Origin of the sequence: Kitasatospora sp. NPDC018619 (assembly GCF_044391605.1) — a bacterium.
Lineage (GTDB): Bacteria > Actinomycetota > Actinomycetes > Streptomycetales > Streptomycetaceae > Kitasatospora.
Genome location: NZ_JBISAI010000023.1, coordinates 75,539 through 100,087, shown reverse-complemented (window position 1 = coordinate 100,087; position 24,549 = coordinate 75,539). Strand labels below are relative to the sequence as shown.

Annotated in this window: 24 protein-coding genes; 10 read left to right on the top strand and 14 right to left on the bottom strand. The window is 75.3% G+C overall.

The window, feature by feature from the left end:
• Positions 1 to 22: 22 nt before the first annotated feature.
• Positions 23 to 406: a cold-shock protein gene (locus ACH5AR_RS29185; RefSeq protein ID WP_396304517.1), complete on the bottom strand. Its 384-nt coding sequence runs from the start codon at positions 404 to 406 to the stop codon at positions 23 to 25.
• 469 nt (positions 407 to 875) lie between these two features.
• Between ACH5AR_RS29185 and ACH5AR_RS29180 the strand changes: the two genes are divergently transcribed.
• Positions 876 to 1,115 (top strand): hypothetical protein, encoded by a 240-nt coding sequence (locus tag ACH5AR_RS29180; protein ID WP_396304516.1) that lies wholly within the window; start codon positions 876 to 878, stop codon positions 1,113 to 1,115.
• A gap of 26 nt (positions 1,116 to 1,141) precedes the next feature.
• Here the strand turns inward: ACH5AR_RS29180 and ACH5AR_RS29175 are convergent, their stop codons facing one another.
• Positions 1,142 to 1,774 carry an HAD family hydrolase gene (locus ACH5AR_RS29175; protein ID WP_396304515.1) on the bottom strand — a complete coding sequence of 211 codons (633 nt, stop codon included), beginning with the start codon at positions 1,772 to 1,774 and terminating at the stop codon, positions 1,142 to 1,144.
• 98 nt (positions 1,775 to 1,872) lie between these two features.
• On the opposite strand from ACH5AR_RS29175, the gene ACH5AR_RS29170 reads away from it, so the two are divergent.
• The 4 genes from ACH5AR_RS29170 to ACH5AR_RS29155 all read left to right on the top strand — a co-directional run bounded on the left by ACH5AR_RS29170 (position 1,873) and on the right by ACH5AR_RS29155 (position 5,818).
• Entirely contained in the window at positions 1,873 to 2,904 is a 1,032-nt protein-coding gene (locus ACH5AR_RS29170; protein ID WP_396304514.1) for a FecCD family ABC transporter permease, read from the top strand.
• Positions 2,901 to 3,947: a FecCD family ABC transporter permease gene (locus tag ACH5AR_RS29165; RefSeq protein WP_396304513.1), complete on the top strand. Its 1,047-nt coding sequence runs from the start codon at positions 2,901 to 2,903 to the stop codon at positions 3,945 to 3,947. Before ACH5AR_RS29170 ends, ACH5AR_RS29165 begins: the two co-directional genes overlap by 4 nt.
• Positions 3,947 to 4,765: an ABC transporter ATP-binding protein gene (locus ACH5AR_RS29160; RefSeq protein ID WP_396304512.1), complete on the top strand. Its 819-nt coding sequence runs from the start codon at positions 3,947 to 3,949 to the stop codon at positions 4,763 to 4,765. The genes ACH5AR_RS29165 and ACH5AR_RS29160 overlap by 1 nt, the downstream gene beginning before the upstream one ends.
• A 66-nt stretch (positions 4,766 to 4,831) precedes the next feature.
• Positions 4,832 to 5,818, top strand: coding sequence for an ABC transporter substrate-binding protein (locus ACH5AR_RS29155; protein WP_396304511.1), 987 nt, complete (start codon positions 4,832 to 4,834; stop codon positions 5,816 to 5,818).
• 177 nt (positions 5,819 to 5,995) lie between these two features.
• Here ACH5AR_RS29155 and ACH5AR_RS29150 read toward each other — a convergent pair whose 3' ends face one another.
• Together ACH5AR_RS29150 and ACH5AR_RS29145 are read right to left on the bottom strand one after the other, a co-directional pair.
• Complete coding sequence (locus ACH5AR_RS29150) at positions 5,996 to 6,871, bottom strand: LysR family transcriptional regulator (protein ID WP_396304510.1); 876 nt, start codon at positions 6,869 to 6,871, stop codon at positions 5,996 to 5,998.
• Positions 6,872 to 7,053: 182 nt separating this feature from the next.
• The gene (locus ACH5AR_RS29145) at positions 7,054 to 8,040 is read right to left on the bottom strand and encodes a PRC and DUF2382 domain-containing protein (protein WP_396304509.1); all 987 of its coding nucleotides are present in this window, start codon (positions 8,038 to 8,040) and stop codon (positions 7,054 to 7,056) included.
• Positions 8,041 to 8,238: 198 nt separating this feature from the next.
• Between ACH5AR_RS29145 and ACH5AR_RS29140 the strand changes: the two genes are divergently transcribed.
• A complete protein-coding gene (locus ACH5AR_RS29140; RefSeq protein ID WP_396304508.1) occupies positions 8,239 to 8,601 on the top strand; it encodes a nuclear transport factor 2 family protein in 363 nt (120 codons plus the stop codon).
• A 373-nt stretch (positions 8,602 to 8,974) separates the two neighbouring features.
• Here ACH5AR_RS29140 and ACH5AR_RS29135 read toward each other — a convergent pair whose 3' ends face one another.
• From ACH5AR_RS29135 to ACH5AR_RS29125, 3 genes are all read right to left on the bottom strand, one after another.
• Complete coding sequence (locus ACH5AR_RS29135) at positions 8,975 to 9,766, bottom strand: hypothetical protein (RefSeq protein ID WP_396304507.1); 792 nt, start codon at positions 9,764 to 9,766, stop codon at positions 8,975 to 8,977.
• Positions 9,767 to 9,911: 145 nt separating this feature from the next.
• Positions 9,912 to 10,970 (bottom strand): fatty acid desaturase family protein, encoded by a 1,059-nt coding sequence (locus ACH5AR_RS29130; RefSeq protein ID WP_396304506.1) that lies wholly within the window; start codon positions 10,968 to 10,970, stop codon positions 9,912 to 9,914.
• Between the two features lie 155 nt (positions 10,971 to 11,125).
• The gene (locus tag ACH5AR_RS29125) at positions 11,126 to 12,079 is read right to left on the bottom strand and encodes a hypothetical protein (protein ID WP_396304505.1); all 954 of its coding nucleotides are present in this window, start codon (positions 12,077 to 12,079) and stop codon (positions 11,126 to 11,128) included.
• Between the two features lie 168 nt (positions 12,080 to 12,247).
• Here ACH5AR_RS29125 and ACH5AR_RS29120 point away from each other — a divergent pair, with 168 nt between their 5' ends.
• Entirely contained in the window at positions 12,248 to 14,749 is a 2,502-nt protein-coding gene (locus ACH5AR_RS29120; protein ID WP_396304504.1) for a helicase-associated domain-containing protein, read from the top strand.
• A 9-nt stretch (positions 14,750 to 14,758) separates the two neighbouring features.
• Here the strand turns inward: ACH5AR_RS29120 and ACH5AR_RS29115 are convergent, their stop codons facing one another.
• Positions 14,759 to 15,013: a hypothetical protein gene (locus tag ACH5AR_RS29115; protein WP_396304503.1), complete on the bottom strand. Its 255-nt coding sequence runs from the start codon at positions 15,011 to 15,013 to the stop codon at positions 14,759 to 14,761.
• Between the two features lie 123 nt (positions 15,014 to 15,136).
• On the opposite strand from ACH5AR_RS29115, the gene ACH5AR_RS29110 reads away from it, so the two are divergent.
• Entirely contained in the window at positions 15,137 to 16,774 is a 1,638-nt protein-coding gene (locus tag ACH5AR_RS29110; RefSeq protein ID WP_396304502.1) for a DNA repair helicase XPB, read from the top strand.
• Between the two features lie 33 nt (positions 16,775 to 16,807).
• Here the strand turns inward: ACH5AR_RS29110 and ACH5AR_RS29105 are convergent, their stop codons facing one another.
• Positions 16,808 to 16,969: a hypothetical protein gene (locus tag ACH5AR_RS29105; RefSeq protein WP_396304501.1), complete on the bottom strand. Its 162-nt coding sequence runs from the start codon at positions 16,967 to 16,969 to the stop codon at positions 16,808 to 16,810.
• Positions 16,970 to 17,304: 335 nt separating this feature from the next.
• Between ACH5AR_RS29105 and ACH5AR_RS29100 the strand changes: the two genes are divergently transcribed.
• A complete protein-coding gene (locus ACH5AR_RS29100) occupies positions 17,305 to 19,356 on the top strand; it encodes a HelD family protein (protein WP_396304500.1) in 2,052 nt (683 codons plus the stop codon).
• Positions 19,357 to 19,401: 45 nt separating this feature from the next.
• Here the strand turns inward: ACH5AR_RS29100 and ACH5AR_RS29095 are convergent, their stop codons facing one another.
• From ACH5AR_RS29095 to ACH5AR_RS29085, 3 genes are all read right to left on the bottom strand, one after another.
• Entirely contained in the window at positions 19,402 to 20,088 is a 687-nt protein-coding gene (locus tag ACH5AR_RS29095) for a copper homeostasis protein CutC (protein WP_396304499.1), read from the bottom strand.
• Between the two features lie 113 nt (positions 20,089 to 20,201).
• Positions 20,202 to 21,167 (bottom strand): hypothetical protein, encoded by a 966-nt coding sequence (locus ACH5AR_RS29090; RefSeq protein ID WP_396304498.1) that lies wholly within the window; start codon positions 21,165 to 21,167, stop codon positions 20,202 to 20,204.
• Complete coding sequence (locus ACH5AR_RS29085; RefSeq protein ID WP_396304497.1) at positions 21,164 to 21,547, bottom strand: PadR family transcriptional regulator; 384 nt, start codon at positions 21,545 to 21,547, stop codon at positions 21,164 to 21,166. Before ACH5AR_RS29085 ends, ACH5AR_RS29090 begins: the two co-directional genes overlap by 4 nt.
• 57 nt (positions 21,548 to 21,604) lie before the next feature.
• On the opposite strand from ACH5AR_RS29085, the gene ACH5AR_RS29080 reads away from it, so the two are divergent.
• A complete protein-coding gene (locus tag ACH5AR_RS29080; RefSeq protein ID WP_396304534.1) occupies positions 21,605 to 22,318 on the top strand; it encodes a hypothetical protein in 714 nt (237 codons plus the stop codon).
• A 10-nt stretch (positions 22,319 to 22,328) separates the two neighbouring features.
• On the opposite strand, the gene ACH5AR_RS29075 is transcribed toward ACH5AR_RS29080, so the two are convergent.
• Both ACH5AR_RS29075 and groL read right to left on the bottom strand, forming a co-directional pair.
• Positions 22,329 to 22,685 (bottom strand): hypothetical protein, encoded by a 357-nt coding sequence (locus ACH5AR_RS29075; RefSeq protein WP_396304496.1) that lies wholly within the window; start codon positions 22,683 to 22,685, stop codon positions 22,329 to 22,331.
• Positions 22,686 to 22,807: 122 nt separating this feature from the next.
• Complete coding sequence (groL, locus tag ACH5AR_RS29070) at positions 22,808 to 24,430, bottom strand: chaperonin GroEL (protein ID WP_396304495.1); 1,623 nt, start codon at positions 24,428 to 24,430, stop codon at positions 22,808 to 22,810.
• Positions 24,431 to 24,549: the final 119 nt, after the last annotated feature.

Sequence of the window (24,549 nt, the reverse complement as noted above, 5' to 3'; positions counted from 1 at the left end):
CTAGGGCCTGTTGCGGCCCTGGTCAGACGTCGAACTGGTCGGCCACCGCGCGCAGCAGGCCGGCCAGCTTCTGGCCGGTCGGCTTGGCGGGGTAGCGCCCGCGCTGGAGGCCGGGCAGCACCGCGTCCAGCGTGGTGATCAGGTCCTGGACGATCGGCGCCATGTCGTCGGCGCTGCGCCGCTGGGCGGCGGCCACCGAGGGCAGCGCCTCCAGCAGCTGCACGGCCATCGCCTGGTCCCCGCGGTGCCCGGCGACCACGCCGAACTCGACCCGCTGGCCCGGCTTCAGCGATGTGACACCGGCGGGCAGCGCCTTGGTGTGGACGAAGACGTCGCCGCCGTCGTCGCGCGACAGGAAGCCGAAGCCCTTCGTCTCGTTGAACCACTTGACCTGGCCGGTGGGCATCTCGAACAGTCCTCGAATGGGTGTGAGGGATCCCGGCCCTGGCCGGGGATCACTGGGTGGTGGGAAAAGGCGGCCGACCTCGACTCGACGCCGTGGGCGTTCGCGGTCGGCACGCGGTCAGGAGCAGACTAACCGTCCGTCACTGCCTCATCCGCGTCCCGCGAGGGAACCGCGTTCCGAGGCCCGGTCGGGGCGGCGGGAACGGGATCTCGCGGTCACGGGCGACCCGGCACTGGCACGGCCGGGGCGCGGCTCCGCGCGGTCCATCGGCTCACACCCCCGGGTCTGAGGACGCGGGGCGCACCTGTAGCGCCCCTCGGCACCCCGTGCATACCCCCGCTCAACAGGGATCAAAACGTTCAGCTGCCGGGAAACTGCGCAACGTGACCGGCCCGCTCCGGTGGCCCCGCCCGGCGGCGGCTCTGCCAGACTGGGGGCAGTTCCGACCGGCCCGTAGGAGTGTGCAGACGTGAGCAGCCAGAGCGCCGACCCCGGCGACGTGTACGTCAAGGCCGGGGCGATCGTCTTCGGTCTCGGCGCGCTCGCCACGCTGGTCACCTTCGTCCCGCTGTTCCTGCACCTGACGCCGCTGCCGACGGCCGCGTACTGGCTGAGCATGCTGATGCCGGCCGGCTTCCTGGCGGCGCTGACCGGGCTGCTGCTGAACGCGCGCGCCCAGCGCCGCCGGACCGGCGCCGCCGGCTCCTGAGGCCCCGCGCGGGAGGTCCGGAGCCCCTAGGCCCGGCCGGCGAGGTGCCCGGCGAGCCAGCCGGGGAAGTCGGTGAGGGCGGCCAGCACCACGTCCGCGCCCGCCTCGCGCAGCTCCCGCGCGCTGTACGGGCCGGTGGGCACGCAGACCGCGACGGCGTCCGCGTGCCGGGCCCCCCGGATGTCGCCGAGGTGGTCGCCGACGTAGACGCTCGCGCCGTGCTCGCGCAGCGCCGCGCCCTTGGTCTCCGCCCACAGGTCGCCGATCACGGCGTCCGCGGTGAGCCCGGCGTGCTCCAGGTGGAGGCGGGCGTTCGGCTCGTACTTGCCGGTGATCACCGCGACCCGGCCGCCGTGGGCGCGGACCGCCTCGACGGCGTCGTACGCGCCGGGCAGGGCCACGGTCGGGGCGAAGGCGTGGTCGCGGTAGAGCTCGCGGTAGCGGGCGACGGCCTGCTCCACCTCCTCCTCCGGGAACCAGTTGCGGATCTCGTCGTGCAGCGGCGGGCCGAGCCGGGTGACCGCCAGGTCCGCGTCGATGGGGGTGCCGGTCTCGGCGGAGAGCGCCAGGTACGTGGCGTGGATACCCGGTCGGGTGTCCAACAGCGTCATGTCGAGGTCGAAGCCGACGGTGAGCGGAGCGGGCGGGGTCGCGGGCATGGCGTCAGGCTACCCAAGGACGGTTCGGACCACGACGCGATTTGCCCGGGCTTCCCGGCTGAACTTAGGTTTGCCTGAGTTGTCTGCGGAGAGGGCCCATGACCGACACCAGCGCGCCGCCCGGTGCGCCCCGCGCGCCGCGGCGCCGAATACTGTGGCTCGCCGCCGCACTCGCCGTCCTGGCCGCCGCGGTGCTGCTGAGCCTGGCGGTCGGCAGCCGGACCGTCCCGTTCGGCGCCACCCTCGACGCCCTGCTGCACGGCGGCGGCACCACCGACGCCGTGGTGGTCCGCGAGCTGCGGGTGCCGCGCACGGTCGTCGGGCTGGCCGTCGGCGCGGCGCTCGGCCTGGCCGGGGCCGTCATGCAGGGCCTGACCCGCAACCCGATCGCCGACCCCGGCATCCTCGGCGTCTCCCAGGGCGCGGCGGCCGGCGTGGTGGTCGCGATCTCCGGCTTCGGCGTCTCCACCCTCACCGGGTACGTCTGGTTCGGCTTCGTCGGCGCCGTGGTCGCCACCGTGGTGGTGTACGGGCTCGCCGGGCGCGGCCGGGGCGGGGCCACCCCGATCAAGCTGGCCCTGGCCGGCTCGGCGACGTCCGCCTTCATCGCCTCGTTCAACACCCTGGTGCTGACCACCGACGCGGCCGCCATGGACCGGTTCCGGTTCTGGCACGTCGGCTCGCTCTCCGGGCGGACCTCGGACGTGGCCTGGCAGCTGCTGCCGTTCCTGGCCGTCGGCACGGTGCTGGTCGTCGCGGTGGCGCGCGGGCTGGACGCCCTGGCGCTCGGCGACGACACCGCGAAGGGGCTGGGCGCCCGGACCGGCCTGGTCCGGGCGGTCGGCGCGCTCGGCGCGACCGTGCTGACCGGCTCCGCGGTCGCGGCGGCCGGCCCGATCGCCTTCGTCGGCCTCGCCGTCCCGCACGCGGCCCGTGCGGTGGCCGGCGCCGACCACCGCTGGGTGCTCGCCTTCTCCGCCGTCCTCGGCCCGGCGCTGCTGCTGCTCGCCGACACCCTGGGGCGGGTCCTGTTCCCGCCGTCCGAGGTCCCGGCGGGCGTGATGACCGCCCTGGTCGGCGTCCCGGTGCTGGTGGCCCTGGTCCGCCGCCGCAAGGTGGTGGCGGCATGACGTCGGTGTCGCTGCGCGGCTACTCGGCCGTCCGGGCCGGGCGGGCGTCGTTCCTGGTGCACCGGCGCTCGGTGGCCGTCGCCGCCGGGCTGCTGGTGGCGCTGGCGGCGACGGTGGTGGCCTCGCTCTGCCTGGGCGAGTCCACCGTCGCACCGGGCGAGGTGGTCCGGGTGCTGCTCGGGCGGCCGAGCCAGCACGAGCTGGTGGTCGGCGAGTTCCGGCTGCCCCGGGTGGTGGTCGGGCTGCTGGTCGGCCTGGCGCTCGGGCTGGCCGGGGCGCTGATCCAGACCGTCGCCCGCAATCCGCTGGCCAGCCCCGACGTGGTGGGCGTGACCTGGGGCGCGACGGCGACCGTGGTCGGCCTGACGGCGTACGGCGTGGTCGGCTCGACCGGGCAGGCGCCGTACGCGGCGGTGGCCGGCGGCCTGGTGGCCGGGCTGCTGGTGTACGCGCTGGCCTGGCGCCGGGGTCTGCACGCGCAGCGCTTCGTCCTGATCGGCATCGGCATCAGCGTCGCGCTGTCCTCGCTCACCTCGGTGTTCCTCACCAAGGGGGACGGCTTCCAGGCCCAGGCCGCCAAGGTCTGGATGACCGGCAGCCTGAACGGCGCCGGCTACGACCAGGCCGGCCGGCTCGCCTGGGTGCTGCTGGCCGCCCTGCCGGTCGCGCTGTGGGCGGCCCGCGCCCAGCGGTCGATCTCCTTCGACGACGCCACCGCCGTCGGCCTCGGCCTGCGCCTGGACCGGATCCGCCTCGGCATGGCGCTGCTGGGCATCGTGCTGGCCTCCTGCGCGGCCGGGGCCGCCGGGCCGGTCGACTTCGTCGCGCTGATGGCCCCGCAGATCGCGCTGCGGCTGGCCCGCTCGGCGCAGATCCCGCTGTTCTGCTCGGCCCTGACCGGCGCGCTGGTGGTGGTCCTCGCCGACCTGGTCGCCCGGCGCCTGCTGGCTCCGACGGAGCTGCCGGTGGGCGTGGTGACCGGCCTGGTCGGCGCGCCGTACCTGATGTGGCTGCTGATCCGATCCCGCCGTGGAGGTTCCTGATGCCCGAACACCGTCTGGAGGCCCGGGGCCTCACCCTGGCCTACGAGGCGCGCACGGTCGTCGAGGACCTGGACGTGGCCGTGCCGGACGGGCGGGTGACGGTGATCGTCGGCCCGAACGCGTGCGGCAAGTCGACCCTGCTGCGGGCGCTCGGCCGGCTGCTGAAGCCGGCCCGCGGCGCGGTGCTGCTGGACGGCGAGGAGCTGGCGCGGATCCCGACCAAGCGGATCGCCCAGCGGCTCGGCCTGCTGCCGCAGTCGCCGACCGCCCCCGAGGGCATCTCGGTGGCGGACCTGGTCGCGCGCGGGCGCCAGCCGCACCAGAGCTGGTGGCAGCAGTGGTCGCCGCAGGACGAGGCGGCGGTCGCGGAGGCGCTGGAGCGCACCTCCACCGCCGACCTGGCCGAGCGGAGCATGGACGAGCTGTCCGGCGGCCAGCGCCAGCGCGCCTGGATCGCGATGGCGCTCGCCCAGGGCACCGACATCCTGCTGCTGGACGAGCCGACCACCTACCTGGACATCGCACACCAGGTGGAGGTGCTGGACCTGGTCCGCCGGCTGAACGTCGAGCGCGGCCGGACGGTCGTCGCGGTGCTGCACGACCTCAACCAGGCGGCCCGGTACGCGGACCACCTGGTGGCCATGCGGGACGGCCGGGTGGTGGCGCAGGGCGCGCCCCGGGACGTGGTGACGGCCGAGCTGGTGCGGGAGGTGTTCGGGCTGGACTCGGTGGTGGTGCCGGACCCGGTGACCGGCACGCCGCTGGTGGTGCCGGGCGCGCCGTGGGCGGCGCTCGCCGTGGACGGCTCCCCCGCTTAACGGCACTTTAGCCACCATTTCGGACATAATCGACGGCGCCCCGACCCCGCCGCCAGAGGACCGCCGATGCCCCGGATCTCCCGCCGCACCCTGCTCACCGGTCTCGGCACGGGCGCGCTCACGGCGGCGGCCGGCTGCACCGCCCGGCGCCCCGCCCCGGCGGCGGCGGACGCCGGGGCCACCGGCGCCTCGCCGACCCCGGCGCCGGTGCCGTCGGTCACGGTGGACACCGCCACCGGGCCGGTGGTGGTGCCGGGCGCGCCGCTGCGGGTGGTCGTGCTGGACACCGACGCGCTCGACTCCGCGCTGACCCTCGGGATCACCCCGGTCGGGGCCGCGCTGCCGGCCCGTGACACCCGCTACCCCGAGTACTGGCCGGCCTCCCGGACCGCCGGGATCCGGCTGGTCGGCCCGGCCGGGTCACCGGACCTGCCGACCGTCCGGGCGCTGCGGCCGGACCTGATCCTCTCCAACCGGACCCGCGACGGCGACCGCTACGAACAGCTGCGGGAGATCGCCCCGACCGTGCTCACCCAGACCGCCGGCGCGCCCTGGAAGGGCGACTTCCAGCTGCACGCCCGGGCCCTGGGCCGGGAGGCGGCCGCGGCGGCCTTCGTCGGCTCGTACCAGCGGCACGCCGGGCAGGTGGCCCAGGCCCTGGCCGCGGCGAAGCTGTCGGGGCGCAAGGTCAGCCTGGTGCGGTTCGTGGAGGGCGGCGGCATGCGGGTCTTCGGCCGGCAGAGCTTCCCCGGGACGGTGCTCGCCGACGCCCAGGTCGGCCGGCCGGACGCGCAGAACACCGACCAGTCCGACGTCGAGGTCCCGCCGGACCAGCTCGCCCGGGCCGACGGCGACCTGCTGCTCTACGCGACGTACGGCGATCCGGAGCTGTCCGGGGCCACCGCCGTCCTGGCGAGCCCGGGCTGGCAGGCGCTGGGCGCCGTCCGGGGGCACCGGGCCTTCCCGGTGGACGACCAGCTGTGGTTCCAGGGCATCGGGTACACGGGGGCCAACTACCTGCTGGACGAGTTGCAGCGCTTCCTCGGGGCCTGAGGCGGTGCGAACCGCCGGACGGTCGGGCCCGGCAGGGGGCCGTTCGCACCCGCCGCCGCCCGGCCCGCACCGGCCGCCCGGCCCGTCTCCGCACCCGCCGCGGCGCCCGCGCGCGCAGCGGCCGGCCGAGCGGGCCCGTACGCACGGTGGTGGCGGTGCGGTCGGGCGGCCGGACGGTCACCGCGGCCGCATCGCCACAGCCAGCCTCGCGCGCAACAGCCGTACCGCCGGGGACTGTTGGTCACGGCGGACGACCAGCCCGAGCCGGGCGCAGGTGGTGGCGTCGACCAGCGGGACGGCCCGCAGCCCGGCGCCCGTCGCGGAGGAGGCGCTGAGGACCGCCACACCCGCGCCGCGCTCGGCGAGCCGCAGCAGGGCGGCCGGGGAGCTGGCCTCGATGTCCACCCGCGGGTCGAGGCCGAGCCGGCGGCAGGAGTCCTGGTAGGCCGCGCGCAGGCCGGTGCCGGGAGGCAGGCAGAGCACCTTCTCGTCCCGCAGGTCGGCGAGCCCGAGCCGGGCCCGGTCGAGCGGGTGCCCGGCGGGGACGACGGCGGCGATCGGCTCGTCCACCACGACGGTGGCCTCCAGGCCGGGAACGGCCTCGCCCGTGTAGCCGATCAGGGCCAGGTCGAGCGAGCCGGCCAGGACCTGCGCCTGGAGGTCGTCGGAGTGCCCCTCGTGGAGGCTGAGTTCGATCCCGGGGTGGCTGCGCCCGAGGTCGGCGACGGTGTCCAGGAACGGCGGGATCGAGCAGCCCATGATCATGCCCAGTCGGACCCGGCCGCGGACGGCGTCGGCGAACTCGGCGGCCGTGTGCCGGATCGCGTCCAGGGTGGCCAGGGCGTTCTTCGCCAGCGGCAGGACCGCCTCACCGACCGGCGTGAGGCGCACCTGCCGGCCGGCCCGGTCAAGCAGTTGCTGGCCCAGTTCGCGCTCCAGCTTCGCCACCTGGGTGCTGATCCCGGACTGGCTCACGTTCAGCCGGGCCGCGGCGGCGGTGAAGGTGCCCTCGTCGACCACGGCGGCGAAGTAGCGCAGCTGGTGCATCTCCATGACGGACGACGATAGGCGACCGCGCACTCCCGCGACCGCCGGACGCCACCGCCGCTCGATGCGCCCGCCACCGGGCCCGGGAGCGCCGGGCCCGGGAGCGCCGGACACCCCGCGGCCCCGCACGGGCGGGCCGTGGCCGCACGGGGGCGGTCACGGCTCGCCGGGTGTCCCCCCGGTGGGCGTCACCGGCGCGGGTCCGTGCCCCGGACCGCCTTGCCCTGCACCTGCCCCGCCTTCGCGCCGGGCAGTTCGGCCTCGATGCGCTCCTTGCGCACCTGGCCGGTGACGGTCTGCTCCTCGACACGCTCCTCGGTCACCAGCCGCACCCGTTCGACCGGGACGGCCTCGGTGCGCACGACCGGGCGCTCCGCGTGCAGGGTGACTTCGTACTCGGCCTCCGCGATGGACTCGCCGGCCATCGCGGTGCCCCGGTCGGCGGCCGTGATGGGCTCGTGCTCGATGTGGACCTCCTCGTGCCGGATCGGCACGGTCTGCCGTTCCTCCTCGGTGACGACGTACTTGTGCAGCTTCGCGTGGCCGGACTCGTACCGCTCGACGCCGACGCGCATCCGCTCCTCGGAGCGGGTCATCACGCCGTCCTGCTCCGCGCGGGTCCCGGCCCGCCCGGTGACGGCGCCCGGGGCGGCCGCGGCGCGCGGGGTGGCGGCCGAGGCCGAGGCGGAGCGGCCGGCGGCGGCGCCGGTGACGCCACCGGTACCGGCGGCGGGCGTCCCGGTCCGACCGGTCGTCCCGGTGGTCCCCGCAGCGGCGGTCCCGGCGGCTGCGGTCCCGGCGGCGGCCGCCGTGCCCCCGCCCGCGCCGGGCCGGTTGGCGGCCCTCCAGGCCTCGTCGAGGTCGATGCCGTAGTGCTGGTAGAGCCGGCGCTCCTCCCCTTCGGAGAGGTGGCCGCCGCGGTCGACGTCCACCAGCGGAGCGTCCTTGACCTTCTCCTTGGGGTAGGGCACCTCCAGGTGGTCGCCGACGACCCGGGCGTCGCGGATCGGCACGAACGACTCGCTCGCCCCGAACCATCCGGTCTTGACGCTGACCCACTCCGGCTTGCCGGTGACGTCGTCGAGGTACATGTGGTCGGCCTTGCCGATCCGGTTGCCCCGTGCATCGTGGACGGGGTGGTGCAGCATGGAACGGGCCTGCTGTTCGGTGATCACGATTCACGCCTCCTTCACATTCCAGCGATGAGCGCCTTACCGGGCCGGGCAGTCCGAAACCCCTTCAGCTGACTTTCACTCAGCGTGACGCCGACGCCGCCCCGCTCACGCAGCGCACACTTATCCATAACGATCAGAGATGGACTCCATCGGATGCATCTGTTGGACGGATGGCAGAGCCGGTCGGAGGATGGAGGCATGACGACGACGAAGAGCGCACGCGAGACCGCCGAGACCTACTTCACCGCCTGGGAGGCGGGTGACTTCGAGACCCTCCGCGGCCTGCTGGCCGACGACGTCGACTTCGTGGGCGCCCTGGGCACGGCCTCCGGGGTGGAGGAGGCGCTGGCCGGGCTGAAGGGGCTCGGGCAGGTGCTGGAGAAGATCGACGTGAAGGTCCGGGTGGCCGAGGGCGACGAGGTGATCACCTGGTTCGAGCTGTGCACCCGGATCGCCCCGCCGGCGCCCACCGCGAACTGGATGCACGTCGAAGCCGGGAAGGTCACCCGGATCCGGGTGACCTTCGACCCGCGCGGGCTGCTGGCCGGTTTCGGCAGGTGAGCGGCTCCGGGCCACCCGCCGGAGCCGGACGGGCCCGGCGGGCCCCGCTCGGCCACCCACCCGGGCGGGCACTCCCGGGAGCGGCGCGGAACGCGGCGCGCTACGACCGGAGGGAAGCCCCCGCTCCCGCCGGGAGCCCGGTTTGAGCGGATCGACGCCCCCGGCCCCCACCGTCGGCGCCGCCCTGCACCCGGTCGCTCCGGACGGCAAGGCCGGCCCGGCCTGCTCGGCCTCGCCGAGCGCGTCGCGCTGTTCGGCGGCGAGCTGACGGCCTCGCCCTACCGCTCGGGCTTCCGGGCCACCGCCACCCTGCCGCACTCCCCGCCGCCCGGCCCGGCGGACCGACCGCCCCGGGGTGCCCCCGGACCGCGCCTCAGGACGGCTCCGGCTGCTGCGCGTACCTGGTCGTGAACCCCAGCACCGCCACGTACCGGCCCTCGGCCGGCCCGGTGACCTCGCCCGGCCGCACCGGCTGCCAGGCCAGGTACTCGGACCGCTGCCCCTCGTCGTTGCGGTAGCGCCGCTCGCCGTACTTCTCGTACCAGTGGTCCTCGCCGGAGGTCAGGAGTTCGGGGCCCGGATACCGGGCGACGCTCACGGCCAGCTCGGTGCGCACCGCCTCGTCCGCCGCCTGCCGGAACTCCACCGACGGGTCGATCGGCCTGGCCGCCGCCTCCGCCACCTCCTCCGGGGTCGGGTCGGCGGGCGGCTGGTGGGCGTAGTCGTCGGCGGCGACCAGGCCCGACCACACCTGCGTGCTCCGCCAGCCCTCGCCCTCCAGGTAGCGGTCCAGGTCGGCCAGCCGGGCGCGCACGTCCGCCCCGTCGAAGGCCAGGTACACGTTCACGGTCCGCTCGCAGGCCGCCGGCAGCCACTTGCCCCGGACGAACAGGTCACCGCGGTAGTCCGTCCGGCACACGTCGACCGTCGAGTTCCCCAACCCCTGGGCCCAGGGCAGCAGTTCGGGGATCCGGCCGATCCGTTCGGCCATCCGTTCCCCGGCCGCCCGGCGCGCCCCCTCGGTCTCCGGCGCCCGCGCCAGCCCGTGGACGTCCGGCGCGGGCGGAATGGCCGTGTCGCGGTAGTGCCGCCACCCCGCCCAGCCCCCGCCCAGGAACGCCGCCCCCAGGACCGCGACCAGCGCCCACCGCAGCCAGACCCGCACCACGTCCACCTCCGGTCGCCGCCCACCCCGCCCAGGCATCGTACGGGCGCGAACGCGCCGGCGGGACGGGCGGTGCCGTGCCCGCGGCCCGGCGGAGCCGGACTCCCGTGCACGGCACCGGTGTTCGGGCGGCCGGCTGGGAGGCTCAGGCCCCGGCGCGGATCGGCTCGCCCGTCCGGTGCAGGTGGGCGAAGATCTCCCGGTAGGAGCGGACCAGGCCCGTCTCGCAGTACGGGACGCCCTTCTCGGCGCAGAACTCCCGGGTGATCCGGGCGGCCCGGCCGAGCGCCGGGGTCGGCATGCTGGGGAAGAGGTGGTGCTCCACCTGGTAGTTGAGGCCGCCCATCACCGCGTCGACGACCGGCCCGCCGCGGACGTTGCGCGAGGTGAGCACCTGGCGGCGCAGGAAGTCGAGCCTCATCCCCGGCGTCACCATCAGCATGCCCTTGTGGTTCGGCGCGAAGACGCAGCCCAGGTAGACGCCGAGCAGCGCCTGGTGCACGGCGAGGAAGGCGACCGCCTTGCCGGCCGGGAGCGCCGCGAACACCAGCCCGAAGTAGCCGAGGAAGTGCACCACCAGCAGTGCGCCCTCCAGCACCGGGCGCTTCATCGTGGGGGCGCGCAGCGCGCGGAAGCTGTTGAAGCTCAGGTTGAGGCCCTCCAGCAGGAGCAGCGGGAGGAACAGGTACGCCTGCCGGCGGCCGATGAACCGGGCGAGGCCGCTCGCCTGCCGGGCCTGCCGCTTGGACCACACCAGGAGGTCGGGGGCGACGTCCGGATCCCGCTCCTCGTGGTTCGGGTTGGCGTGGTGGCGGGTGTGCTTGTTCATCCACCAGCCGTAGCTCATGCCCATCAGCAGGTTGGCGGCGATCCGGCCGCCGACCTCGCTCGGCAGCCGCCGGTCGAAGACCTGGCGGTGCGCCAGGTCGTGGGAGAGCAGGCCGATCTGGGCGAAGACGGCGGACATCACCGCCGCCAGACCGAGCTGCCACCAGGTGTCGCCCAGCGCGAACAGGGCGTACCAGCCGCCGAGGAAGGCGGCGAGCACCAGGCCCGCTCGGAGGGCGTAGTAGCCGGGGCGCCGGTCGAGCAGGCCCTCGGCGGCTATCCGGCGGGTCAGCTGGGCGAAGTCGCTGCCACCGGCCCCGGGCCGGGAGGCGGGGGCTTCGGGCGCTTCGGGCGTCATCACGGGCTGCGTGGGCATGCCCCGAGTCTGCTGGCGCCGGGCGGCCCGCAGAACGGGGAGAGCACCCGTCCCGTACGGGTGTTAACCCCCTCCCGGCGAGGGGTGCCAGCCCCGCCGCACCGGCCTCGCCGGTACCCGGCCGCGCGCCAGGCGCCCACGCGGGGGCACCGGCGCTACCCCTGCTGCGGCGGGCGCCGGCGCAGGGCCAGGAGCAGCAGGACCACGGCCGACAGCGCCGCGGCCAGCCGCAGCACGTTCGGCGCCGACGACCAGCTGATCGCGCCCAGCGGCGAGCCCGACTGGAGGCCGCCGCCCTGCCCCCCGGCCTCCTTGGCCTGCCGCATGGAGTAGAGGGTGGTCGCGCTCATCGTGATCAGCGGGATGCCGAGGACCACGAACTTCCGCGTCAGGTCGGAGAGCTGTCGGGACAGGTAGCCCAGCCCCCAGCCGGCCAGCATGGCCGGGAGGAAGCCGGAGACCGCCCCGCCGACCAGCAGCGCGGCGGAGAGCAGGAGCAGCGGGGAGGGCTTGCGGGCGGGCGCGTCCTTCCCCGCCTCCTTGCCGCCCTCGGCCTTCGCCGCCTCCTTCGCGCCGCCCTTCCCCGTCCCCCACAGCGTGCCGCGGCCCTTCCCGGCCGGGGCCCCGGCCGGCGCGGCGGGAGCGGCGGGAGCCGACCTGAGCCAGCCCCTGCGGGCCTTCCCCTGCTTCGGGTCCGCGGCGGGCGCCGCCGGCTCCGGCACGGGCTCGGCGTCCTCGGCGGTGCGCTGCTCGGGGATCGGCTTCGGCGCGGGCCTCGGCCCGTCCGAGAAGTCGAAGAGCGTCATCGTCCACGGGCCGGTGCTCGACACCGTCGGCGGCGGCGGGGCGTCCGCCCGCTCCGCGGCGGCGCTCTCCGGCAGGTGCAGCGGTACGGACGGGATGCCGGCCGCGCTCGGCGCCGGCGGGTCGTACACGCTGTCGGGGTCGTGGTCCGGGGGCGCGGGCACGGCGGCGGACCGAGCACCCTGCACCCCTCCGGCCCCGTCCCCGCCCGGGCCCCCGTCGGCAGCCGGGCCGGAGCCGGCGTCCGGGCCGCCGGCCGGGCGCTCGCTCCACGGCCCGCTCTTGCGCCACCACTCGCCGTCCATCCCCGACCACCCGCCTCGCCCGTACGGCCGCCCACCGAACCGCCCTCGGCGTGACGCTACCCACCCCGCCCCCGCCCGCGCGAGTCCGTCCGCCGGTCCGGGCGATCCCACCGGGGCGGCCGCCCGCGCGACACCCGGCCGTCCCCGCGCCCGACTAACCTAGGTCGAATGACCACACAGCAGGGCCCTCAACGCCGGGGCAGGTCCGCCACCGGCCCGCGCACCCTCGCCGAGGAGCTGCGCGCCCGTCCCGACGACGCGCTCGCCGCCCTGCTCCGCTCCCGCCCCGACCTGCTGAACCCCGTCCCCGGCGACCTCACCCAGCTGTCCGCCCGGCTCTCCTCGCGGGCCTCCGCCCTGCGCGCCCTGGAGCGGCTCGACCGCTTCACCCTCCAGGTCGCCGAGGCCCTGGCCACCGCCCCGGACGGCACCTCGCTGAGCACCGTGCGCACCCTGCTGACTGGCCCGGCGAAGGTCAGGCCGCACCCCGGCGCGACCCCGCTCACCCCGGCCGACCGGTCCGCCGTCGCCACCGCCCTGCCGCGCGCGATCGCCACCCTGCGCGACCGGGCCCTGCTCTGGGGCCCGGACAACGCGCTGCGTCTGGTCCTCGCCGTCCGCGAGGCGCTCGCCCCGACCGCCGCCAACCCCGGCCGCACCGGCCTCGGCCCCACCCTCGCCGATGCCACCGCCGGCATGTCCCCGGCCCGGCTGCAACAGCTGCTCGCCTCGGCCGGGCAGCCCGGCACCCCCGACCCGGTCAGTGCCGTCGCCGCGCTCACCGCGCTGCTCACCGACCGCGCCCGCTGCGCCGCGCTGCTCGACACCGCGCCCGAGGCCGCGCTGCGGCTGCTGGAGCGGCTGGTCTGGGGCCCGCCCACCGGCACCGTGCCGGACGCCGCTCGCCCGGTCACCGCCGAGGACGCCAAGAGCCCCGTCGAGTGGCTGCTCGCCCGCGGCCTGCTGCTGCCCTCCAGCCCCGGCAGCGTGGTGCTGCCCCGCGAACTCGCCCTGCACCTGCGCGGCGGCCGCACCCACCGCACCGTCGAACCGGTCCAGCCCGAGCCGGCCCCCGCCGCCGCCCCGCGCGACCCCGGGGAGGTGGACGGCGCCGCGGCCGGCCAGGCGCACACCGCGGTCAGGACCGTCGAGGAGCTGCTGGACGGCTGGGGCCTCACCCCGCCGCCGACCCTGCGCGCCGGCGGCCTCGGCGTCCGCGACCTCAAGCGCACCGCCCAGGCCCTGGAGAGCACCGAGCAGCAGACCGCCTTCTGGCTCGAACTCGCCTACACCGCGGGGCTGCTGGCCCCCGACGGCGAGGTGGACGAACGCTGGGCCCCCACCCCGGGGTACGACGCCTGGCTGCACCTGGACACCGCCGAGCGCTGGACCGTCCTGGCCACCGCCTGGCTCGCCGCCACCCGCGTCCCCGCCCTCACCGGCACCCCGGACGGCCGCGGCAAGCCGCGCGCCGCCCTCGGCCCCGAACTCGACCGCACCCTCGCCCCGTCCGTCCGCCGCGCCACCCTCGCCCTGCTCGCCGAACTCCCGCCCGGCACCGCGGCCACCGCCGAGGAGCTCCTGCCCGCCCTGCGCTGGCAGCGCCCGCTGCGCGGCGGCCCCACCGGCCCGGACGGCCGGGAGCTGCGCGACGACCTCACCGCCTGGACCCTCGACGAGGCCGAACTGCTCGGCGTCACCGGCCGCGGCGCCCTGGCCTCCCCCGCCCGCGCCCTGCTCACCGCCGAGTCCGACCCGGCCGAGGTGCTCGCCCCGCTTCTCCCGCAGCCGCTGGACCACGTGATCCTCCAGCCGGACCTCACCGCGATCGCCCCCGGCCCGCTGCTCACCCCGCTCGCCCAGGCCCTGGCCCTGTGCGCCGACATCGAGTCCAAGGGCGGCGCCACCGTCTACCGCTTCACCCCGGCCTCGGTGCGCCGCGCCCTCGACGCCGGCCGCACCGCCGCCGACCTGCGGGCCTTCCTGGAGCAGCACAGCCGCACGCCCGTCCCCCAGCCGCTCGGCTACCTGATCGACGACGTCGCCCGCCGGCACGGCGTCCTGCGGGTCGGCGCCGCCTCCTCCTACCTGCGCTGCGACGACCCGTCCCTGCTCGGCGAGGTGCTCGCCGACCGCCGCTGCGCCGACCTGCGGCTGCGGCTGCTCGCCCCCACCGTGCTGGCCTCCCAGGCCGCCCCGGACGTCCTGCTCGCCGCCCTGCGCGCGACGGGCTACGCCCCGGCCGCCGAATCCGCCGACGGCGACGTGCTGATCACCCGCCCGGACAGCCACCGCACCCCGCCGCGGACGGCCCCCGTGCCCGTCCCCGACGGCCCGCCCGCCCCCGACGACACCCTCCTCGCGGCCGCCGTCAAGGCCATCCGGGCCGGCGACCGCGCCGCCACCGCCGCCCGCCGCGACCCCGCCCCCGACCCGCGCCGGCTGCCCCGCACCGCCGCCGCCGAGACCCTGGCCGCCCTCCAGACCGCCGTCCTGCTCGGCGAACGCATGTGGATCGGCTACCTCAACGCCGAGGGCATCGCCAGCCAGCGCATCATCGACCCGGTCAAGGTCGAAGGCGGCTTCGTCACCGCCTTCGACCACCATGCCGACGAACTCCGCACCTTCGCCCTGCACCGCATCACCGGCGTCGCGGAGCTCGACGAGTGACGCCGGGCCTCAGTGCCCCTGCTGCGCCTCCTTCAACTTGTCCTGGACGGCCTTGTCCGCCAGGCTGCCGATCTGCCCCTGCCCGACCGGCACCGCACCCCCGGTGACGGTGTCCGCCAGCAGGAACCCGGGAGCCGCGAGCAGCCCGCCGGGCCCCTCGCCGATGCCCGCGAGGGCGTGGGCCGAACCGGCCGAGGAGGCGGTGGCCGCGAAGGCCGAGCCCATCAGGGCGAGGGCGGTGAGAACACGCTTCGACTTCTTCATGGCCTGCCCAACGAGCCGGCCCGCGCCCTGGTCACTGCGACGGCTCCCGCGCACCACCCGCGATGCGGGACACTGGAGGGTCTGCGTCAATCCACCCTGTCAGCCAGTGGAGGGCTTCCCCGCGTGAACGACGGACCGCTCATCGTCCAGAGCGACAAAACTCTTCTCCTGGAGATCGACCACCCCAGGGCCGCCGACTGCCGGCGCGCCATCGCGCCGTTCGCCGAGCTGGAGCGGGCGCCGGAGCACGTGCACACGTACCGGGTGACGCCGCTCGGCCTGTGGAACGCGCGGGCGGCCGGGCACGACGCCGAGCAGGTGGTGGACGCCCTGGTGACGTACTCGCGCTACCCGGTGCCGCACGCCCTGCTGGTGGACGTGGCCGACACCATGGGCCGCTACGGGCGGCTCCAGCTGGTCAAGCACCCGACCCACGGACTGGTGCTCACCACCACCGACCGGCCGGTGCTGGAGGAGGTGCTGCGCTCCAAGAAGATCGTCCCGCTGGTCGGCGCCCGGGTCGACCCGGACACCGTGGTGGTGCACCCCTCCGAGCGCGGGCAGATCAAGCAGGTGCTGCTCAAGCTCGGCTGGCCCGCCGAGGACCACGCCGGGTACGTGGACGGCGAGGCGCACCCGATCGACCTGGACGAGGACGGCTGGCAGCTGCGCCCGTACCAGGCGCAGGCCGTCGAGGGCTTCTGGCACGGCGGCTCGGGCGTGGTCGTGCTGCCCTGCGGCGCCGGCAAGACGCTGGTCGGCGCGGCGGCGATGGCGCACGCCAAGTCGACCACGCTGATCCTGGTCACCAACACCGTCTCGGCCCGCCAGTGGAAGCACGAGCTGGTCAGGCGCACCTCGCTGACCGAGGACGAGATCGGCGAGTACAGCGGCACGAAGAAGGAGATCCGCCCGGTCACCATCGCCACCTACCAGGTGATGACGACCAAGCGGAAGGGCGTCTACGCCCACCTGGAGCTGTTCGACGCCCGCAACTGGGGCCTGGTGGTCTACGACGAGGTGCACCTGCTGCCCGCGCCCGTCTTCAAGTTCACCGCCGACCTCCAGGCCCGCCGCCGGCTCGGCCTGACCGCCACCCTGGTGCGCGAGGACGGCCGCGAGGGCGACGTGTTCAGCCTGATCGGCCCCAAGCGCTTCGACGCGCCGTGGAAGGAGATCGAGGCGCAGGGCTACATCGCGCCCGCCGACTGCTGCGAGGTGCGCGTCACCCTGACCGACTCCGAGCGGCTCGCCTACGCGACCGCCGAGCCGGAGGAGCGCTACCGCTTCTGCGCCACCACGGCGACCAAGCGGCGGGTGGTGGAGGCCCTGGTCAGGAAGCACGAGAAGGACCAGACGCTGATCATCGGCCAGTACATCGACCAGCTGGACGAGCTCGGCGAGGCCCTGGACGCCCCCGTGATCAAGGGCGAGACCAGCAACGCCCAGCGGGAGAAGCTCTTCGACGCCTTCCGGAACAAGGAGATCGGCGTCCTGGTGGTCTCCAAGGTCGCGAACTTCTCGATCGACCTGCCCGAGGCCACCGTGGCCATCCAGGTCTCCGGGACCTTCGGCTCCCGCCAGGAGGAGGCCCAGCGCCTCGGCCGGGTGCTGCGCCCCAAGGCGGACGGCCACGCGGCGCACTTCTACTCGGTCGTCGCCCGGGACACCGTGGACCAGGACTTCGCCGCCCACCGGCAGCGGTTCCTGGCCGAGCAGGGCTACGCGTACCGGATCATCGACGCGGACGACGTGCTGTAGCGCGCCCGGGCAGCCGTAGCAGGCCCGGAGGCCTCAGTACCGGACGCCGTCGCGCCCGAGGAAGATCACGCGCGCGGCGGTGTCCAGGGCGATGCCGACGTTGCGGACGGCGGTGCTCAGCGGGTTGCGGTGGCGCCCGGAGGCGGCGGTGGCGCCGGACGGGCCGGATCGGGGGGTTCGGTTCGTGGTGCTCATGTCTTCAACGGTAGGCACCCGACCGGCCGTCGGCATCACTCCAAAGGCCGTATCCGCAGGTGCGCGGGTCGTCCTGCGGGTGTACGGCGCCCCCGGGGACGGGTAGGGGCGAACCCCGGGCCCCGGGTGGGGGCGGCCCCGGGACGGGCGCGGCTGGAACCCCCGGGCACAGGGGTCTAAGATCGTCCGTCTGCCCCCTCCCGAACCGTGGTACCTGCTGAACGCCCGCAGGCAGCCGGGGGAGGTGTCGACCGCTCGGCAACCGGTCGACGTACCCACCGTGAGCTCCTACGATCCGCTGCGCCCGCCACCGGGGGCAGCCGGGAAGGTTCGCTGTGCCCGCCACCCCCACCACCGACCCCCTGCAGCGCGAACGCGAGCACCTGGCCGCGTCCAGGGCCGCCCTGCGCGCGATGCGCGAGGACGTCGAGTCGCTCGACATCAGCGACGTGACCGGCTCCTGGGTCACCGCGCTCGTCCTGCAGAACCAGATCGAGGCCAGGATCGCCGCCCTGGCCGACCTCTCGCACACCCCCCTGTTCTTCGGCCGCCTCGACTACCTGCACGCGGTCAGCGAGGACCTGAGCGAGGGCAGCGGCGGCGAGAGCTTCTACATCGGCCGCCGGCACGTCCACGACGCCGACGGCGACCCGATGGTGATCGACTGGCGCGCGCCGGTCTCCCAGCCGTTCTACCGGGCCAGCCGCACCGACCCGATGGACGTCGAACGCCGCCGCCGCTTCGGCTACACCGGCGGCGAGCTCACCGCCTACGAGGACGAGCACCTCACCGACCCGGCCGAGGACGAGACCTCCTCCGCCCTGCTGGCCGCGGAGATCGAGAAGCCCCGCGTCGGCCCGATGCGCGACATCGTCGCCACCATCCAGCCCGAGCAGGACGAGATCGTCCGCTCGGACATCACGGGCACCATCTGCGTCCAGGGGGCGCCCGGCACCGGGAAGACCGCCGTCGGCCTGCACCGCGTCGCCTACCTGCTGTACGCGCACCGCGAGCGCCTGGCCCGCACCGGCACCCTGGTGATCGGGCCGAACAACGCCTTCCTCTCCTACATCGAGCAGGTGCTCCCGGCCCTCGGCGAGCTGGACGTCGCCCAGGCCACCGTGCAGCAGCTGGTCGGGCACGTCGAGGTGAGGGGCGAGGACTCCCCGGAGGCGGCCCGGCTGAAGGGCGACGCCCGGATGGCCGAGGTGCTGCGCCGCGCGGTGCGGTCGGGCATCGCGCTGCCCACCGAGCCCTGCGTGGTGGTCCGCGGCTCCCGCCGCTGGCGCGTGCCGGTCTCCGAACTGGTCGCGATCATCGAGGAGTTGAAGGACCGCGAGGTCCGCTACGGCGCCGCCAGGGAGGCCCTGCCGCAGCGCATCGCGCACGCCGTGCTGCTGAAGATGGAGCAGGGCGGCGAGGCCCCGGACGACCGGGTGCAGGACGCGGTGGCCCGCAACAGCGCCGTCAAGGCCGTGGTCAAGGAGTGCTGGCCGGCCGTCGACCCGGCCAGGCTGGTGCTGCGGCTGCTCTCCGAGCCGGAGTTCCTGGCCGAGTGCGCCGAGGGCGTGCTGACCGCCGAGGAGCAGCGGGCGGTGCTGTGGCCCAAGCCCGGCCGCTCGGTGAAGACCGCCCGCTGGACGGCGGCCGACGCCGTCCTGGTGGACGAGGCGACCGACCTGGTGCAGCGCACCCCCTCGCTCGGGCACGTGGTGCTGGACGAGGCCCAGGACCTCTCCCCGATGCAGTACCGCGCCGTCGGCCGCCGCTGCACCACCGGCTCGGCGACCGTCCTCGGCGACCTCGCCCAGGGCACCACCCCGTGGGCGACGGCGAGTTGGCCGGAGGCGCTGCACCACCTGGGCAAGCCGCAGGCGCACATCGAGGAGCTGACCAAAGGCTTCCGGGTGCCCGAGGAGGTCATCGCGTACGCCTCCCGGCTGCTCCCGGCGATCGCCCCCGGGCTGGCCCCGGCCTCCTCGGTCCGCGAGGCGCCCGGCTCGCTGACGATCCGCCGGGTCGCCGACGGGGAGACCACGCAGGCCGTCCTGGCGGCCTGCCGGGAGGCGCTGGAGCACGAGGGCTCGACCGGCCTGATCGCCGCCGACGCCCGTGTCCCCGGGCTCGCCGAGGCGCTGACCGCGGCCGGGCTGCCGTACCTCTCCCCCGGCGACGAGACCAGCGCCGAGGCCCGACTCACCCTCGTCCCGGCCTCGCTGGCCAAGGGCCTGGAGTACGACTACGTGGTGCTGGACGAGCCGGCGGCGGTGGTCGCCGGCGAGCCGGACGAGCGGACCGGCCTGCGGCGGCTGTACGTGGCGCTGACCCGCGCCGTCTCCGGGCTGACGGTGCTGCACGGACAGCCGCTGCCCGAGCAGTTGAGGTGAGGCGCGAAGGGGCCGGTCCACGGACCGGCCCCTTCGGGCACCTGCTCAGGCGTCGATCAGCGCCCGCCACTCGGCGACCCTGGCCGGGTCCACCGGGGTGTTCCAGCCGTCGACCCGCACCGCGCCGCCGACGTGGAAGGCGTCGAAGCCCTCCGCCCGCAGCTCCTTCAGGTGCTCGGCCCGCAGGCCGCCGCCGATCAGGATCCGCTGCCGGTAGCCGGGCTCGCCGGCCCGGGCCAGCTCGGCCGACAGCACCTCGCGCCCGGCGTCCACCCCGGCGGCCGCGCCGGAGGTGAGGAAGGTGTCCAGGCCGGGCAGCCCGCCGACGGCGGCCCGCAGGGCGGCCCGGTCGGCGCTGTGGTCGATCGCCCGGTGGAAGGTCCAGCGGCAGCCGGCGATCGCCTCGGCGACGGCCGTGGTGGCGGCGAGGTCGACGGCGCCGTCGGCGTCGAGGAAGCCGAGCACGAACTCCTCGGCCCCCTCGGCCCGCAGGGCCGCGGCCCGGGCGCAGAGCGCGTCCACGTCGCCGGGGGCGAAGCCGTCCCGGATCCGCAGCATGACCCGCAGCGGGAGGCCGACGGCGGCCCGGATCCGGCCGAAGTCCTCGACGGACGGGGTGAGTCCGTCGGCGGCCATGTCGGTGACCAGTTCGAGCCGGTCGGCGCCGCCCGACTCGGCGGCCTGGGCGTCCTGGGGCGTCAGCGCGATGACTTCGAAAATTGGTCTAGACATATTCGACAGACTGCCACATCCGGCGGCCCCCGGCGAGCCCCGGCGGCCCGCAGGGGGCCGATCCGGTCACGGCGTCCGGCCTCCGCCGGCCGCGCCGCCCGGACGCCTGCCGGTCAGGCCGCCCCGCCGGCCGCCCCGACCACCCCGACCGCCTCCGCCCGGCCGAACCGGTGCACCGCCACCGCCACCAGGACCAGCACCGCCACCGTGGGCATCGCCGCCGGCAGCAGGTGCGAGAGCCCGCGGGAGCCGCGCCAGATGTTGAACAGGCAGCCGGGCCCGGTCAGCACCAGCACCGCCACCCCCACCGCGGTCGGCGCCACCCGCCCGCGCAGCCCGGCGAAGGTCAGCAGCAGCGGGACGATCAGCATCACCACGAACCACGGCAGGTCCAGCGGGAAGGTGGTGTCGTCCCAGCCCTGGGCCGCCTCCAGCAGCCCGCCCACGGCCCCCGAGGCCAGCACCAGGCCGCCGGTGCGCCAGGTCGGCCCGGGCAGCAGGTCGGTCGGCGCCGCGGCCAGGAGCAGCGCGGCCAGCACGAACGGCAGCGAGGCCATCCCGATGTAGCCGCTCCACCACGCGTCGAAGGAGGAGACCCACACGGCCTCCGCCAGCTGGTAGAGCCCCACGGCACCCAGGACCAGCGCGCTGCCCCGCACCACCGTCCACCGCCCCAGCAGCACCGCCACCGCGAGCAGCACGGCGGCCACCGGCTGGCAGAGCGTCGCGAAGTAGACCTTGTACGGGTCCTCCCAGGCCAGCCAGTTGGTGATCCGGTACGTGGTGGCCCCCCAGGCCACCAGCGTGGCACCGGCCACCGCCCCGGCGAGCATCGGCGCGAGCAGCGCCAGCAGCCGGCCGGCCGCCGTGGCGCCGGTCAGCCCGAGCCGCAGCCGCAGCCCGTACACCGCCAGCCCGAGGCCCTCACGGGCGACCGCCAGCCGGCCGCCCCCGGCCGTCGTGTCGGCGAACACCTCGGCCAGCTCCTCGCCGCGCTCGCGGCGGTACCGCGCCGGGTAGGCCTGGAGCGCGGCCCGCAGCACCGCCGAGGGCGCGGGACCGATCACCGGCATGGTCATGAGAGTCCTCCCCCCGCGGCGGGCCGCCCCTGCGACCCGCTCCTGCCCGGCAGCATCGACCGGAGCCTCGTCAGCCGGCGCTCGGCCTCGGTGGCGACCGCCCGCAGCCGCTCCGCCTCGGCGGCCAGCGCGTCCCGGCCGGCGGCGGTCAGCGCGTAGCTGCGCCGGGCGCGGCCGTCCACCACCTCCTCGGCGGCGACCTCGATCAGTCCCTGGCTCAGCAGCCGGTCGAGCGCCCCGTAGAGCGTGCCGGTGCGCATCTTGACCCGGCCGTCGGAGATCGCGGCGATCTCCTGGATGAGCGCGTAGCCGTGTCTCGGCGCGTCGGCCAGGGCGGTGAGCAGCAGCAGCGTGGGCTCCTGCATGGAGCGTTCTGTCATACGACTACATATATCGTCAACCTACCTATAGGTCCAGTGCCCGGCCCGGCCGCCACAATGGTCGCCATGCCGACCACCGAGCCCGACCCGCCCGCCACCGCGGCCGACCGCGACCCGCTCACCGAGGACCCGCTCACCGAGGACCTGCTCACTGCCTGGACCGCCCTGCTGCACCGCTGCGGCGCCGCCGTCGACCCCGAGCCGTACGGCCGGGAACTGCTGCGCCGCTGGTCGGAGCCGCAGCGCCGCTACCACACCGCCGCACACCTGCACGCGGTGCTGGGGCGGATCGACGAGCTGGCCGGGCACGCCGCCGACCCGGAGGCCGTCCGGCTCGCCGCCTGGTTCCACGACGCCGTCTACCGCCCCGACCGCTCCGAGAACGAGGAGCGCAGCGCCGCCCTCGCCGTCCGGGCGCTGACCGCCGCCGGGCTGCCCGCCGAGCGGGTCGCCGAGGTCGAGCGGCTGGTGCTGCTCACCGTCGGCCACGACCCCGCCCCCGGCGACCGCAACGGCGAGGTGCTCTGCGACGCGGACCTCGCCGTGCTCGGCGGCTCCCCCCAGGCGTACGCGGCCTACGCGGCCGCCGTCCGCGAGGAGTACGGCTTCGTCTCCGAGCCGGACTTCCGGGCCGGCCGGGCGGCCGTGCTGCGCCGGCTGCTCGCCCTGCCGGGGCTCTACCGCACCCCGGCGGCCCGCGAGCGCCTCACCGCGGCGGCCCGCGCCAACCTGACCGCCGAACTCCGCCGGCTCGCCGCCGAGGAGGGCTGAGCCCGGCGCCCTAGACCAGCTTGCCCACCGGCGCCACCACCGCCCCCCGCTTGCCGCACACCCAGTGCGGCTCCGGCCCCAGCTCGGGCTCCACGCCCAGCGCGTGCGGATCCCCGTCGGCCGCGCAGTCGGTGCACAGCGGCCAGCGCCCGTACGCCTCCAGCAGCGCGTCCTGGACGTCCTGGGCGACCAGCCCGAGCACGTACTCGGTGCCGTCCGGCCACTGCTCCAGCCACCAGCGGCGGTGGGTGACGGCCTGCTCCACCAGCGAGACGACGGCGGCGTCCGCCACGTCCCGCGCGGTGAGGTCGGCCAGGATCAGTGCCCGCGCGCTGTGCAGGGCGGTCTCGATGTCGTCGGAAGCCATCCGTCCATTCTCCGTCGAGTCGTCCCCGACGCCGAAACGCCGGAACGCCGTGTGGGCGGCCCCCCGAAGGGAACCGCCCACACGGACGAGGATCAGCCGATCCGACCGGGTACCCGGCGGGATCAGAAGTCCATGTCACCGCCCGGCATGCCGCCGCCGGCGGCCGCGGCGGCCTTCTCCGGCTTGTCGGCGATGACGGCCTCGGTGGTGAGGAACAGCGCCGCGATGGAGGCGGCGTTCTGCAGCGCGGAGCGGGTGACCTTGGCCGGGTCGATGATGCCCTCGGCGACCAGGTCGACGTACTCGTTGCTGGCGGCGTTCAGGCCGTGGCCGGCGGGGAGGTTGCGCACCTTCTCCACCACGACGCCACCCTCCAGGCCGGCGTTGGTCGCGATCTGCTTGATCGGGGCCTCCAGCGCGACCTTGACGATGTTGGCACCGGTGGCCTCGTCGCCCTCCAGCTCCAGCTTGTCGAAGGCGACACCGGCCTGCAGCAGGGCGACGCCACCACCGGCGACGATGCCCTCCTCGACGGCGGCCTTCGCGTTGCGGACGGCGTCCTCGATGCGGTGCTTGCGCTCCTTGAGCTCCACCTCGGTGGCCGCGCCGGCCTTGATGACGGCCACGCCGCCGGCCAGCTTGGCGAGGCGCTCCTGGAGCTTCTCGCGGTCGTAGTCCGAGTCGCTGTTCTCGATCTCGGCGCGGATCTGGTTCACGCGGCCCGCGACCTGCTCGCTGTCGCCGCCACCGTCGACGATGGTGGTCTCGTCCTTGGTGATGACCACCTTGCGGGCGGTGCCCAGCAGGTCGATGCCGGCGTTCTCCAGCTTGAGGCCGACCTCCTCGGAGATGACGGTGCCACCGGTGAGGATGGCGATGTCGCCGAGCATGGCCTTGCGGCGGTCACCGAAGCCCGGGGCCTTGACGGCGACGGACTTGAAGGTGCCACGGATCTTGTTCACGACCAGGGTCGACAGGGCCTCGCCCTCGACGTCCTCGGCGATGATGACGAGCGGCTTGCCGCTCTGCATGACCTTCTCCAGCAGCGGGAGCAGGTCCTTGACCGAGCCGATCTTGGAGTTGGCGATGAGGATGTACGGGTCCTCGAAGGTCGCCTCCATGCGCTCCAGGTCGGTGGCGAAGTAGGCGGAGATGTAGCCCTTGTCGAAGCGCATGCCCTCGGTGAGCTCGAGCTCCAGGCCGAAGGTGTTGCTCTCCTCGACGGTGATGACGCCTTCCTTGCCGACCTTGTCCATGGCCTCGGCGATCAGCTCGCCGATCTGGGTGTCGGCGGCGGAGATGGAGGCGGTGGAGGCGATCTGCTCCTTGGTCTCCACGTCCTTGGCCTGGGCCAGCAGCTCGTCCGAGACGGCGGCGACGGCCTTCTCGATGCCGCGCTTCAGGGCCATCGGGTTGGCGCCGGCGGCGACGTTGCGCAGACCCTCGCGAACCAGGGCCTGGGCGAGCACGGTGGCGGTGGTGGTGCCGTCACCCGCGACGTCGTCGGTCTTCTTGGCGACCTCCTTGACGAGCTCCGCACCGATCTTCTCGTACGGGTCCTCGAGCTCGATCTCCTTGGCGATGGAGACACCGTCGTTGGTGATCGTGGGGGCGCCCCACTTCTTCTCCAGCACGACGTTGCGACCCTTGGGGCCGAGCGTGACCTTCACTGCGTCGGCGAGCTGGTTCATGCCACGCTCAAGGCCGCGGCGAGCTTCCTCATCAAAGGCGATGATCTTGGCCATCAGAAGTGGTCCTCCGGGACACGGTCGACTGCTCGGACCAAGGGGTGCCCGCGACGGACGGCCCTGGTGCGCGGAGGTCCATTCCCCTGCCGCTCCCCGGGGGCCTCACCGACCCGGTC

Bases quoted from the DNA above. Each gene is read 5' to 3' on its own strand.
- ACH5AR_RS29170 (WP_396304514.1), top strand. From the start codon at position 1,873: ATGACCGACACCAGCGCGCCGCCCGGTGCGCCCCGCGCGCCGCGGCGC.
- groL (WP_396304495.1), bottom strand. From the start codon at position 24,430: ATGGCCAAGATCATCGCCTTTGATGAGGAAGCTCGCCGCGGCCTTGAG.
- ACH5AR_RS29155 (WP_396304511.1), top strand. From the start codon at position 4,832: ATGCCCCGGATCTCCCGCCGCACCCTGCTCACCGGTCTCGGCACGGGC.
- ACH5AR_RS29105 (WP_396304501.1), bottom strand. From the start codon at position 16,969: ATGAGCACCACGAACCGAACCCCCCGATCCGGCCCGTCCGGCGCCACC.
- ACH5AR_RS29095 (WP_396304499.1), bottom strand. From the start codon at position 20,088: ATGTCTAGACCAATTTTCGAAGTCATCGCGCTGACGCCCCAGGACGCC.
- ACH5AR_RS29165 (WP_396304513.1), top strand. From the start codon at position 2,901: ATGACGTCGGTGTCGCTGCGCGGCTACTCGGCCGTCCGGGCCGGGCGG.
- ACH5AR_RS29075 (WP_396304496.1), bottom strand. From the start codon at position 22,685: ATGGCTTCCGACGACATCGAGACCGCCCTGCACAGCGCGCGGGCACTG.
- ACH5AR_RS29080 (WP_396304534.1), top strand. From the start codon at position 21,605: ATGGTCGCCATGCCGACCACCGAGCCCGACCCGCCCGCCACCGCGGCC.
- ACH5AR_RS29115 (WP_396304503.1), bottom strand. From the start codon at position 15,013: ATGAAGAAGTCGAAGCGTGTTCTCACCGCCCTCGCCCTGATGGGCTCG.
- ACH5AR_RS29090 (WP_396304498.1), bottom strand. From the start codon at position 21,167: ATGACCATGCCGGTGATCGGTCCCGCGCCCTCGGCGGTGCTGCGGGCC.
- ACH5AR_RS29140 (WP_396304508.1), top strand. From the start codon at position 8,239: ATGACGACGACGAAGAGCGCACGCGAGACCGCCGAGACCTACTTCACC.
- ACH5AR_RS29130 (WP_396304506.1), bottom strand. From the start codon at position 10,970: ATGCCCACGCAGCCCGTGATGACGCCCGAAGCGCCCGAAGCCCCCGCC.
- ACH5AR_RS29150 (WP_396304510.1), bottom strand. From the start codon at position 6,871: ATGGAGATGCACCAGCTGCGCTACTTCGCCGCCGTGGTCGACGAGGGC.
- ACH5AR_RS29185 (WP_396304517.1), bottom strand. From the start codon at position 406: ATGCCCACCGGCCAGGTCAAGTGGTTCAACGAGACGAAGGGCTTCGGC.
- ACH5AR_RS29175 (WP_396304515.1), bottom strand. From the start codon at position 1,774: ATGCCCGCGACCCCGCCCGCTCCGCTCACCGTCGGCTTCGACCTCGAC.
- ACH5AR_RS29160 (WP_396304512.1), top strand. From the start codon at position 3,947: ATGCCCGAACACCGTCTGGAGGCCCGGGGCCTCACCCTGGCCTACGAG.
- ACH5AR_RS29120 (WP_396304504.1), top strand. From the start codon at position 12,248: ATGACCACACAGCAGGGCCCTCAACGCCGGGGCAGGTCCGCCACCGGC.
- ACH5AR_RS29085 (WP_396304497.1), bottom strand. From the start codon at position 21,547: ATGACAGAACGCTCCATGCAGGAGCCCACGCTGCTGCTGCTCACCGCC.
- ACH5AR_RS29125 (WP_396304505.1), bottom strand. From the start codon at position 12,079: ATGGACGGCGAGTGGTGGCGCAAGAGCGGGCCGTGGAGCGAGCGCCCG.